A 12,857-nucleotide genomic window follows, 5' to 3' on the forward strand; every position below is an offset into this window, starting at 1 on the left:
AAGGCGACAAGTTCCTCCTTGCCATAGGCGGAAGATCCGAACCGGCCCGACTGGTCCCGCTTCAACCGGCTGCCATGCCCGGTCCAGTGCCCCAGTTCGTGAAGAGCGGTACGGTACCAATCGATAGGGGCATGGAACGCTGCCTGCGGGGGAACCTGCACAAAGTCCTGCACCGGCGCATAGAAGGCTTCCCCGCCGCCGATACGAAAGTCCGCCCCGCTGCCCCGGATCACCTCGTCCGCCGCCTCGACGGCAAGCACCGGATCGGCAAGCACCGCTCCTGCTGTCATCGCCTCGGGAAGTCCCTCGCACTGGTTCACATTGAAGACGGTAAAGCGCTTGAGGAATGCCAGCGTCCTTGCCTCGCGGTCCTCGCTCCTTGCCTTCTCGGCCTCGTCCTTCGGCGTGAAGCGATCGGCATAACACACCACCGTCCCACGCTCCCCGCGCCGGACATGGCCGCCCGCCTTCACCGCCTGCCGGTAGGTCAGCCACTTCTGCGAGCCAAACCCCAGCTCGGCCGCCGCGCTCCACAGGATCAGCACATTGATCCCCGAATAGCTCCTCCCCGTTCCCGCGTTCTGCGGCATTGCGCACGGGCACAACATCGCATCCCACGGCTGCGCCCACGGCACGCACCCTTCCTCCAGCTCCGCGATGATCCTTGCTGTTACCTCGCCATAGAGGCTCTGACGCTGTGTATCGGACATGGCTCCTTCACTCCTTTCTCCAACCGCCATTGACCGGCGCCAGGGTAGCGGGGGGCGGCAGGAGCGAACCGGCAAGCCCCGCCGGAACCGGCGGGGAGCACCTCAAAAGGCCGTAATGAAATGAAGGACCCGGGAGCGCAGCGGACGGGTTGCACCCCGACGGGGTGGGGCTAAAGGGCAGCGACGCCCCCCGCCACCTTGGAGCCGAGGCTACGCCGCCGCGCACATAGCGCGGCGACTGCACAAGGGATGCAGAACGCATCCCGCCACCTGACAGGGATCGTCATGGCTCTGCCGACGAGACAGCGGCGCAGCCGGTGGCTCGGTTGAGCGTACGCGAAATAGGGCCCGGCCGCGCCTCATGCGCGGGTCAGCCCTTGCCGATTCAATTACCGCAAGGCATCAGGCTATCAGTTCTCGGCGATCACCAGAAGACCAGACTGCTCGACAAGATGGCCCTCGTGGGAAACACGATCGATTTCTCCCTCGATCATTTCGCGGACAGTCGAACTGGTCGCCTTGTTACCCACAGCCCGTGAGACGGCCTGCACGATCTGGTCGCGTGTGGCTCCGAAATTGGCACGCACGATGTCGAGGATGGCCACAGCGATTTCGGCGGGGGGCAACCGGTCTGCGCGGCGCAAGGTCGTCGATGCTGCCAGACTGCGATCGCGCACGATGACGTCAGCGTCCGGCACAGTGAGGAAGTCGCCTTCACGCGAAACCTTACCGTTGCCGACTGCCACCTTGGCAGCATCCCCAATTGCTTGCTGAATTCGACCACCGGCGCGCTTAAGGCCCCACGCCGTGCGAATCCGCTCGATGACTTCATCGATATGGACAGGTCCCTCCACCGCAACCACCTCTTCGACGAGCCCGGCCAGGGTACCTGTCGGGGTTTCGTGCAGTTCACCTATGCAATGGGCCGGGCGTTCAGGCGACGCTTCGATGTAGAAATTGCCGCCTTCACCGTCCGCATCCTCGCCACTCGCGACGAGGCCCATTTCCGTCACATCCTCCCGCTCGATGGCAAAGATTTCGACTGGAACTGCGCGCTTGGGCTTGCTTGGGCCATCCTCGTCGTGCTCGGCCTTGGCCGCCTCGATCTTGGCGATAATCGCATCGAGCTGCTCGTTGGGACGATGGAACCAATCGGTGCTCCACAGCCGGTGGATCGTCCAGCCGTGACTCTCTAGGACTGACTGACGAAGCCTGTCACGTTCGCGTGCCGAACGCGCATCGTGATAGGCTGCCCCATCGCATTCGATACCGAGCAAATAGCGGCCAGGCCGCTCGGGATCGGCGATGGCGAGATCGATGAAGAACCCCGCGAGGCCCACTTGGCGAGATACCTGATAGCCGCGCTCCTGGAGCGCCTTGGCAACTTGTTCCTCGAATACGCTGTCGTGATCGCGTCCAGTGCTTTCGGCCATGGTCATGCGGCCGGTGCGGGCGAAATGGAGAAACAGCCGGAACGCAAAGACACCCTTTCGGCTCTGCGCGAAGTCCGGATCAATGTCTTCGTCCGTCATGGAGGCGAAGACTTCGCAGCGCTGCTTTGCGCGGCTGATGAGCACGTTAAGCCGACGCTCGCCACCTTCGGTCCCTAGCGGCCCGAACCGCATCGGGACGCGCCCTCCGGCGACGGTTGGGCCGTAGCCGACGGAAATGAAAATCACGTCGCGCTCGTCACCCTGAACGTTCTCTAGGTTCTTGACGAAGAACGGCTCGGACGGGTGCGAGCGGAAGAAGTCTTCGACCTCGAGGGGCAAGGCACGCCGCATGATTTCAAGCTGATCGAGGATCGCGCGACGCTGGGCGGCCGAGAACGCGGCGACGCCGAGAGAAAGCTCGGGATGCTCATAGGCATGCCTGATAATCGCCTGCGCGACGATCTTGGCCTCGACCTGGTTCGTGCGGGTATTGCCCGCATCGAACAATCCATTCGGAATATGATTGAAGCGCAGCCCCATGCCCGCCTCGGCCGTATAGGGGCTTGGCACAATGAAGAGTTTGCTCTCGTAGAACTGGCGATTGCTCACCGCGATGAGCGAATGGTGCCGACTGCGATAGTGCCAACGCAGCATGCGCATCGGCAGACCGCGCGCGGTGAACAGACCAAGGATACTTTCGATATCCCCGACCCGGCCCACGCCATCATCATCGTCTTCGTCGCTGTTGCCCGTCATTTTTGCGAAGAAGGCGGTCGGCGGCAACTGCTTGGGATCGCCGACGACAACGACCTGCTTGGCGCGGGCCACCGCACCGAGGGCATCGACGGGCTGTATCTGGCTGGCTTCGTCCATGACCAGAAGGTCGAATTCAAACACGCCCGGCGCCAGGAACTGGGCCACCGAGAGCGGGCTCATCATGAAGACCGGCTTGAGTGCCTGGATGGCTGGCCCCGCCTTGTCCATGAGCTTGCGGATCGGCATGTGTCCGCGCTTCTTCTGCATTTCAGCGCGCAGTGTGCCGAGCGGTCCTACAGCGCCGCCGTCACGCGGCGGCACGCGCTGATGGTGCGCGCGCACGACCTCAAGGCTCGCCGAAGCGATCCGCTGGGAATCCAGGTCGGCGAATTCGGATGCCAGCCGCCCATGGAGAGTCCCGTCGAACCGCCCCAGCTCAGGATCGCCAGCAATCTGATCGGCATAGAGCGCTTCGTAATAGGCCATTTCAAAGGCTGGAACGACGCGATCCGGTGCGAAACGGCCGTCTTCGAGACGGGCAACGACATCCCCGCAGCCTAAGGCGCGGCCTCGATCGGCGCGGTCTCGATATGCCACCCACTTGGAGAGTTGTTCCCCGCCGTTCGTCCAGGAGGCCAGGCGTTCGCGGATTGTGACGAAATCGAGAACCGAAAGGTCGTTCGCGCCGAACGCCGCCGGAACATCGCAGCTCAGATCGTCGAGCAGAACCTGTAGGTCACTAATGAATGCAGCAATCGCGGTTTCAACGGTTGCTGCTACCTCAGGCAAAGCATTGCGATCCTCTACTCGCGCGGCCAGTTGGCGGATGTCCTCATTGGCCAGGACCCAATCGGATATCCGACGCAGCACCAGCCAATCCGATTGGTCATCGTGCCAGAGCGGTGCGAAGACGCTTCGACCAAGGTCGCCAAGTGCGCCAATTTTGGCCGCACATTCCTGCCCCTCGGCAAGATCGTCCAGGAGCGCCAACCGCTCTGGCAGACTTGCCACAACCGAAACCGAAATGTCGGCTAGTTGCCTATCAGCGGCATGGAATGCCCCGATCTTCGCGATCAGGGGATCGAGCTCTGCGCGTTCAGCGGTCAACGCCTCGCAAAACACTACCTCGGATGAAGGCAGCGCTGCCCAGATATCATCTAGCAGCGGCAGGACTTCATTGATGAGCGCCAAACACCGTCCGATCCGCAGGGCGAGCGCGTCCCGATCGGGCCGAATAGCCGCAACGATACGAGGCTCTGCTCCAAGCCCCTTGAGCGACCGCATCCATTCGACAAGCCCGATCAAATCGGACGAACTCGAACGATCACCGCGCCAGTAATCTCCAAACGCACTACTTCCGAAGGCATCGCCTTCTTCGATGGCCTTCCGGGCCTTCTGTCCCTTGGCCAGAGCATCGAGTTGGACAAGTGTGTCGTCGAGCGGCTGCTCGGGTTGCACGGCAATCGTGCGCACAAGGCGATTGGCCTGACGCCATTCACCACTGAAAATCTTGAAGAAACCGGTTCCGTGCGCTGCAAGAACAGCACGCGTTCCGGAAAGATCCATTGACCAGGCGGCCTCCGTCAATCCATCCCCGATTGCGGCACGCGCTTGCTCCAGTCGCTCAACTGCGTCAGCCAGGTCACCCGCACGTTCAACGCCTGTGTCCCACAAATCCGCCGCGAATGCGCCAGGGCTCGCATCCGGCGCAGCGACGACACGTTCACCGACACGAGCCAGACGACGGACATCGGCAAGACATGTCGGAGCGTCTCGACCCATTGCGCGGGCGAGCGCCTCTCCTTCCGTCTTCAGACGCGGCAGGAGTTCGTTCAAATCCTCAAAGGCTGCAAACGACTGGCGAGAAAAAGTTTCTGGAAGAAGACCCAGCTGAGCCCGCGCGTTGGTCGTTTCTTCCGACCATGCTGCTTCTGCAAAATGCGGCTTCAGCTTTTCCCGCAGCGCTGACAGCCTGGTGCCGTTGGCAAGAAGCGCGGTTATGTCATCGGGCCTTGCATTCCATTCGTCCGACGCGAGTGCCTCGGCAGTGAGCCTTGGGGCCTCGGAAATGCGCCGAGCCAGCTTAATCAGGGGCGCAACCTCGGCGGGCGCATTTGGCGCTGGCTGCTCCAATGTCGAGGCAAGGTCACTCTGCCTGATCTCGATAGCGTTGAGAGTTTCAGCCATCGCTGCGATCCGAGCGATGAACCGCTCGACATCCATGGGGGTAACTGAGGACAAACCAACGCCGCGCCAGACGTGATCGGCCGGACGGCCGATGGCTTCGACACGCTCCACCAACTCGGAAAGCACCCCGTGGCATTCGGAGAATTCATCGGCCGTCCAAGATGCTGGCGCTTCGAGCACGAGGTCGTTGGGCCGCTCTCCATCGCTGCGAAGTCGCACAAGTTGCCCAATTGCCTGGTAGGGCGTCAGGGCGCTCGAGGCGTGCAGGCGATGCATGCGCACGGCGTGTCCATTGAGATTGTCGCGTGCCTCAGTCAGGCGCGCATGAAGAGAGCCGGGATCTTCACCCTTCGGTGCCCCCAGTTCCCAAGTCCGGCGAAGTTCATCGAGCAATGCGCGTTTGTTCGCCTTGTTGCTGTGTAGCTCCAGGCATGCATCGCCCACGCCCGTGGCATCGAGGCGGCGCTTGACGACTTCGAGAGCGGCCATCTTCTCGGCCACGAACAGGACGGTCTTGCCATCGGCCACTGCCGAGGCGATGATATTGGCAATCGTCTGGCTCTTGCCAGTACCCGGTGGCCCCTGGATCACCATATCGCGGCCACGGCGGACCTCGTGCACCGCCAAAGCTTGGCTGCTATCGCAATCGACGATGTGCATCATCTCTGCTGGCGGGATGAAGGGATCGATATTGGCGTCCTCGGGGATCATCCCCTCGGCACCGTCGAAACCGTCCGACAAAAGGCCACGAATCAAGGGGCGTTCGCTGATCTTGGCATGTTCGGGCCAGGTCTCAGGATCGAGATCGCGGTACATGAGAAACTTGGCGAAAGAGAAGAACCCGAGCGCCATGTCATCGTGCTGGATTGACCAATCCGGTTTCGCGGAAACCGCTTCACCGACCTCGTCCATGTAGGCGATCGGGTCGAAGCTGTCGGTGGCCTCGAATTCGGGGATACGAATTCCGTGCACGCGGTCGAGATAAGCCTCGAGCGATAGATTGGATGCAAATTCCTCGGTCCGCGCTCTCAGTTTGAACTTTTCACCCGCATTACCGCGCTCGAGTGAGACCGGCACCAGCAGAAGCGGCGCGTAGCGGATATTCGAGGCGTTGGTGGGATCGATCCACTTTAACGTCCCCATCGCGAGGTACAGGATGTTGACGCCTTGTTCTTCCTCGAGCGTGCGCGCGTCGAAGTAGAGTTCGAGCAAGCGCTTTTGCAGCCCCTTCGGAGTCAAGCGGGTCTGAAGACGCGTGTCGGAATGACGGCTAAAGACGCCCCGATCGTCGGCCACATCGTCGTCAGGCTGGGCAAGATCGGTGATTTCATCGACTTCGACGGCGTCACCTTCCGCTTCGTCTCCAATGCGCGCAGCTTTACCTGCTACGAATGTGAAAACGCGCCCTTCCTGGACCAGAAGACGGAAGATTTCGGCGCTCTTTTCGTCGACAATTTCAATTGAACGGGCGCCCTTGGAAGAGCGCGGCATGTTCAAGAGGCGATTGCGCGCAGAAAGGTCGAGGAGCTCCATACGAGCGCGATCGAGCTTTTCTGCAATCGGTAGATCACTTTGAAAGACAGTCGCCGTCCCAGTGTCGGTCTGCGAAATTGGATTCGTCGCCATGCGTGCCCCCCTTCAAGCAATCGTGCTTAAAGGCTTAAGCGAAGTCCAGCGGTGATCTAGTTAACGGGTCCCGAAGCATGATAAAAATCAGTCAATCGTCCAATGACCTCACGGCAGGATTACAGAATTGAAAGGCTGCCTCCTGAAAGGCGGGTCAACGCGAGCTTTATTCAATTTTCTCCAGATAGTTTTAAGCGACGTCGGCAGAAGGCGTGACTGCCTTTTCCGCGATGCGTGCCAACATGCTACCGTTAGGGGCACACCGACAGTTCAGCAGAGGCGGCATTGCGCCATCTTTGCCGTTAGGCTGCGGCTTTCCAGCGCTAGGCAGCAGACCTTCAGCTATGACGTGGTCTGGGACTTTGCAGCCATTCCCGCGCCGGAGTCGAAAGGGCGACTTTCAACCAAACACTGGACGTTCTGAAAGACAGCAAGCGGCGGCAGGGAACGAGAATGGCGGGCCGGTTGCGGACTGTCGCCTTTGGAGAGGCGAAGGTTATTAGCCGCCGGTCGCCAACGCGGACTCCTTCAGCGTATGCGACCCTTGCACGAACCCGCTTCGCGGCAGAGGCGCGTGGTGCAGTGTAGCGTGTTATATGTGGCCCTTTAGCGGGGCGACGCTGGCAGTTCCTTCAACGAAGAGGAACTTGCCATGACTGTCTCGATCAACACCGCCCCGATCAGCCCGCTCCGTCAGCGGATGCAACACGACATGATGATGCGGGGTCTCGGCCCCATACCCAGAAGGATTACGGGCGCCATGTGAAGCGCCTCGCAGCCTTCCTGGGGCGCCCTCACGATACGGCAACGGAAGAGGACCTTCGCCGCTTCTAGCTCATGCAGCATGAGAGCGGTGTCAGGCCGTCGAACATCAACGGCACGGTGTCGGCACTGCGATTCCTTTTCAACGTCACGCTCAAGCGGCGCGATCTGGTGCGGGCCTTGGTCGTCACCCGCATCGTGCCCCGGCTGCCGGAAGTGCTGAGTGTCGAGGAGGCCGCACGGTTGCTCCAGTCGGCACCGGGCATGCAGTACAAGGCGGCGCTGGGCGTGGCCTATGGCCCGGGCCTAGCCGTTCTCTTCCACGCCAATAGCGTTCGGTCCCATTGCAAGCGGTTGAAAGCGCAAGTCCGCCACGTCGCCTGGCGGCCAGTGCCTAATCGAGGAACGCTCGCATGATGCGTGAACGGCTCGGATGCTTGAGCTTGCGGAGTGCCTTCGCTTCGATCTGGCGAATACGTTCGCGTGTCACCGAGAACTGCTGTCCGACCTCTTCCAGCGTGTGGTCTGATGGCATGCCGATGCCGAAACGCATGCGTAGCACACGCTCCTCACGAGGCGTCAGCGATGCCAGCGTGCGAGTGACCATTTCCTTCAAGTTGGCCTGGATTGCCGCGTCCACCGGCATGACGGCGTTCTCGTCCTGGATGAAGTTGCCAAGGCTGCTATCTTCCTCGTCGCCGATCGGCGTTTCGAGCGAGATCGGCTCCTTGGCAATCTTCAGAACCCGCTTCACTTTCTCGACCGGCATCGACAGTTTCTCGGCCATTTCCTCCGGCGTGGGCTCGCGGCCCTGGTCGTGGAGGAACTGCCGGCTGGTGCGCACCAGCTTGTTGATCGCCTCGATCATGTGGACCGGGATACGGATCGTGCGGGCCTGATCCGCGATCGAACGCGTGATCGCCTGCCTGATCCACCAGGTCGCGTAGGTCGAGAACTTGAAGCCGCGGCGGTACTGGAACTTGTCGACTGCCTTCATCAGGCCGATGTTGCCTTCCTGGATGAGGTCCAGGAACTGCATGCCGCGGTTGGTGTACTTCTTGGCGATCGAGATCACCAGGCGCAGGTTCGCCTCGACCATCTCCTTCTTGGCGATGCGCGCTTCACGCTCCGCCTTCTGGACCATGTTGACGATGCGGCGGAACTCGGGGATCGCCATGCCGGTGACGGTGGCGATGTCAGAGATTTCCAGCCGGATGCGCTCGGCAGGTTCAGCCTCGTTTTCTGCGAAGGCAGCCCATTTTTTGTCCGTCTTGGCGGCTTCGGAGACCCAGGTGTCGTCGAGTTCCCGGCCCGTGTAGGCTTCCAGGAAATCGGCGCGCTTGACCTTGTGGCGCTCGGCCAGACGCAGCATTTGCCCGCCCAGCGCCGTCAGGCGGCGGTTGAAGCCGTAGAGGTTGTCGACCAGATACTCGATCTTGGCCGCGTGGAACTGCACCGATTCCACCTGCGCCGTGAGATCTTCGCGCAGTTGCAGGTACTGGTCTTCCTTCGCGCCGGGGAAGTCGACACCCAACGCCAGAGCGTCCAGCCGCTCGCTCTGCAGGCGTTCGAAGGTGCGGAACAGTTCGGTGATGAGCGCGAACTTCTCCAGCGCTTCCGGCGTTAGCGCGGCTTCCATCTGGCCGAGGGAGAGGGTGTTGTCCTCTTCATCGTCTTCGACCCTGCGTTTGGCGACCGGGTTGCCGTCTTCGTCGACTTCCTCCGGGTTGTCCCCGACGGAGTCGTCATCGTCCTTGAAGGAAGGACCAGCGGTGGCAGCGGAAATCTCGCCATCGGCTTCACCGTCCTCGCTCAGGTTTTCGGGCTGCGGCTCCTTGGAGAGCATCGCGTCGAGATCGAGAATCTCGCGAAGCAGCATGTCGCCATTGTTGAGCGCTTCGGACCACCCGATGATTGCATGGAAGGTCATGGGGCTTTCGCAGAGCCCCATGATCATCATGTCGCGGCCGGCTTCGATGCGCTTGGCGATGGCCGCTTCACCCTCGCGGCTGAGCATCTCGGCGGCGCCCATTTCCTGCAGATACATGCGTACTGGGTCGTCGGAACGACCGAGCGTGTCCGCGTTGCGGGTCTCGCCAGGACGGCGGCGGGAATTGCCTTCATCAACCGAACCGGACTCGTCATCGCGATCATCGACGCCCTCAGCGCCGTCTTCCTGCCCGCTTTCCTCATCGTCCTCATCATCATCGTCCTCGATGATCTTGACGCCCATTTCCGAGATCGCGGCCATGATGTCCTCGATCTGATCGGTGGTCATCTGGTCCTGCGGCAGGGCGGCATTCAACTCCTTGACCGTGATGACGCCCTTGCGTTTGGCGCGCGCGATGAACCGCTGGACTGACCCATTGTCAAAGTCGAGAAGGGGTGAGTCGTTGTCGCCGCTGCGATCGTCGTTAGTCATGCAATCGGTTGTCGCCTTATTAGCCTTTTCATGACGATCGTTCCGTCAGGACAAGACCAGGTTTTAAGATCAGTCGCCTGACAACGCCGCCGAAGAGCAACCTTTCAGGCAAGAATTGAATCAACCCAAGTTCCGGGGGGCAAGTTCCGGGGTTCAAGTAATGTGGCCGGACCTCCGTTCCACGAGACGGCTCGCCCGCTCGCAGCCGGATGCGCTCCGCATACGGCTGAAGGATGCGGATCGTTGCCCCCGCCGCCAGCCTGTAGGCTGCGGCTTGGATCAGGGCCTTCAACATAAGGCGCACGCTTTCCGTTGCTGATCGCGATGCGATCCAGGAAAGCCGAAGATGATGCCATGGCCACCTGCGGCAGCCATGGCTAAGTCCGTCAGCGCTGAACCAGATTGATCGCAGACGCCTTGCCGCGACGGTCGATCTCGATCTCGAATTCAAGTTGATCGCCTTCGGAGAGCCCATGCAGGCCAGAGCGTTCGACGGCGCTGATATGCACGAACGCATCGGGCTGGCCATCATCGCGTACAATGAAGCCGAAGCCCTTGGCGCCGTTAAAGAACTTGACCGTGCCGGTGGCTTTCTCGCCGGTCGGCTGACGTGGCGCCGGGGCCTGTTCGCGACGTTGGGCAACGACGACGTCGCCGACGATGGACAAATCGGACGCGGAAACCTTGCCGTTGCGCTCGACCAGTTGGAATTCCAGTTGCTGGCCTTCGGCCAGCGTTTCGAGACCGGCGGATTGCACGGCACTGATGTGCACGAAGGCATCCTCGCCGCCACTTTCAAGCTGGATGAAGCCGAAGCCCTTGTCCGGATTGAAGAATTTCACGGTGCCACGGCCCTGACCGACGACCTGGCCCGGGCCGCCACGCGAACCGCCGCCGCCAAAACCGCTACCGCGCGATCCACCGAAGCCGCCACGCTGGCCGCCGCCAAAGCGATCGTTGCCACCACCCCAGCGATCATCACCGCCGCCAAACCGGTCGCGGCCATTGCCGCGATTTCCCCTGTCAAATGCCATCTTTTAAACACCTTAAATCTACGCTCGAAGAAATTCATCCTCGCGAGTGAACGTAGCACGCAAGGCTGCAGGATCCGTTTCAGGATACAGGGATGCGAGCCGGTAGCAGTGCTGCGCCTACTTGGCGACCAGAGTTCTGCGGACGGATCGAAGTTTCACATGCAGGCGGCGCTAACATGGTGATGGATGGCAGCCGCAGTCGCCCCATCCTTGCCGCTCGTGATGACTTTTCGTCTTCTTGATGGCAGACATGTTTTTTGGTGTGCATCTCCATCACCGAATGCCGGGGAGGTTGGACATTTGGCAGCGTCTCAGTTGGATGTGCAAATCAACTAAGGTGCCGTGCATTGCATGCAGCGAGCAGGTCAGTTCACGCTCGGGCGGCGCGAAATGAGGGCATCCTCGCAACCTGGTCAGGAAGCCCCGAACGGCAAGTACTGCCGCCACTCGATCTCGTCTGTAAAATAACTTTGTGGGAAGGGTGACGCGGCCGCAGCATTCTCCGCCGCTGCGACTGCCGCTCCGTTGCGGATCCAAAAAGACCGCAGTCAGTCCACCATCGCGGCAACAAGCCGTCGCAGATGTTCGCGGCTGAGCATGCCAGGCAGCGGGAGGACCGCCGTTAACTGGGTGCTTGCGTGACGTTGCTTGATGGTCTTGGAAGGCCTTGCCGGCCCCGTGAAATTGGTATGCATGATATCCTGTCTTCGCGGCGCAGCGGCCGCATTTCCTATCTTTTGAAGCCGCCGCGCCGGCGTGGCGGTCCGCCCGATTGGCCGGGAGTGCGTTCGCGAAAGACGATCCGTCCCTTGGACAGGTCGTATGGCGTCATTTCGACATGGACCCGGTCGCCTACAACCGAGCGAATGCGAAACTTGCGCATCTTGCCCGCCGTATAAGCGATAATCTTGTGGTCGTTGTCGAGCAGAACGCTGAAGCGGCCATCGGGGAGAATTTCCTCGATGTTCCCTTCCATGGTTAGCAGTTCTTCCTTGGCCAATCATTCCATCCTGAAATGCGAAAAGCGGGCCGTTGTGCAGGCACAACAGCGGCATGAGAGCTGGGCAGATGTCGGGAAGCGTCAGGCGATACGGCCATGGCTTGTCGTTACAAATAACGCAGCAATTTCACATATAGGTGATAAATTGAAAATTGCAAATATATTTGCATGGCGTGTTTATTGAAGCAGGTAAGCCAAAAAAATGGCTTTTAACGGAAAATGATGTATAAGGATTTTATTGCCGGATATTTTCCGCAAATCGGCGACTGAGAGACCCACCGTGCTCCCGCAAAATGGAGGTGCGACATGGATCTCAATCAACTACTTTTTCATCATCAGCTGGCATTGATCCAGCTCGACACACCTGATGTGCAAGCGGGCAAGCGCCAGCGTCAATTCGATCTGGTACGCCACTACGAGAAACGCATCACTCGGTTGCGTGAAGAAATGGGCGTATCAAGGTATCCCGGCTGGATATGAGCGAGCGGCGACCAGGCACGAGTGTTACGCCGCCTTTCCGGCACGCCTTGCCTGGCTCGCACGGCAGGCAATGGAGTGGGTGGCCAAGGGACTCTCTGGTCTATCGCAGGCGTGAGGAAGTCTGGCGCCTGGCCCACAACATTCTCGGGGGCCGCAAAGCTGCCAGGAACTTTCTGAGCCAGCCCGATTTGGACGGCGATCACACATTGCTGGATATAGCCCAGGCCTCGCAGCTCGGACAGCTTCAGGTGAGCCACTTGCTGCGCAAGTTTGCTGCCAGGGGCGAGGGTTTGTGGTAATGAAGGTCGCATCGGCTTGGCCTTGGAACGCTCGCCCTGAAAAAAGTCATGCGACGCCATTTCGACGCCAAATTCCGACTGCTCGGCGGGCAGAGTTCTGTTTATTTGCAGAGCCACCCCTCGGTGGGGTTTTGCACGACCTCATGCT

Annotated in this window: 7 protein-coding genes; 2 read left to right on the forward strand and 5 right to left on the reverse strand. The window is 60.6% G+C overall.

What is annotated here, in order from left to right; all coding sequences use genetic code 11:
* Together NN5_RS21790 and NN5_RS21795 are read right to left on the reverse strand one after the other, a co-directional pair.
* Nucleotides 1–710: ArdC family protein (locus NN5_RS21790; protein ID WP_067738224.1), on the reverse strand; the 710-nt coding region annotated here is incomplete at its 3' end.
* Nucleotides 711–1,120: 410 nt separating this feature from the next.
* Nucleotides 1,121–6,712, reverse strand: coding sequence for a DUF3320 domain-containing protein (locus NN5_RS21795; RefSeq protein ID WP_067738227.1), 5,592 nt, complete (start codon nt 6,710–6,712; stop codon nt 1,121–1,123).
* An 837-nt stretch (nt 6,713–7,549) separates the two neighbouring features.
* Here NN5_RS21795 and NN5_RS26680 point away from each other — a divergent pair.
* Nucleotides 7,550–7,891 (forward strand): site-specific integrase, encoded by a 342-nt coding sequence (locus tag NN5_RS26680; RefSeq protein WP_067738229.1) that lies wholly within the window; start codon nt 7,550–7,552, stop codon nt 7,889–7,891.
* On the opposite strand, the gene rpoD is transcribed toward NN5_RS26680, so the two are convergent.
* The 3 genes from rpoD to infA all read right to left on the reverse strand — a co-directional run bounded on the left by rpoD (nt 7,869) and on the right by infA (nt 11,930).
* Entirely contained in the window at nt 7,869–9,896 is a 2,028-nt protein-coding gene (gene rpoD, locus NN5_RS21805; RefSeq protein ID WP_067738231.1) for an RNA polymerase sigma factor RpoD, read from the reverse strand. The genes NN5_RS26680 and rpoD overlap by 23 nt on opposite strands.
* A gap of 386 nt (nt 9,897–10,282) precedes the next feature.
* Nucleotides 10,283–10,930: a cold-shock protein gene (locus NN5_RS27220; RefSeq protein WP_067738235.1), complete on the reverse strand. Its 648-nt coding sequence runs from the start codon at nt 10,928–10,930 to the stop codon at nt 10,283–10,285.
* A 730-nt stretch (nt 10,931–11,660) separates the two neighbouring features.
* A complete protein-coding gene (gene infA, locus NN5_RS21820; RefSeq protein ID WP_067738237.1) occupies nt 11,661–11,930 on the reverse strand; it encodes a translation initiation factor IF-1 in 270 nt (89 codons plus the stop codon).
* A gap of 306 nt (nt 11,931–12,236) precedes the next feature.
* Between infA and NN5_RS26435 the strand changes: the two genes are divergently transcribed.
* Entirely contained in the window at nt 12,237–12,410 is a 174-nt protein-coding gene (locus NN5_RS26435; protein WP_169801036.1) for a hypothetical protein, read from the forward strand.
* Nucleotides 12,411–12,857 lie beyond the last annotated feature (447 nt).

Origin of the sequence: Novosphingobium naphthalenivorans NBRC 102051, assembly GCF_001590985.1 — a bacterium.
Lineage (GTDB): Bacteria > Pseudomonadota > Alphaproteobacteria > Sphingomonadales > Sphingomonadaceae > Novosphingobium > Novosphingobium naphthalenivorans.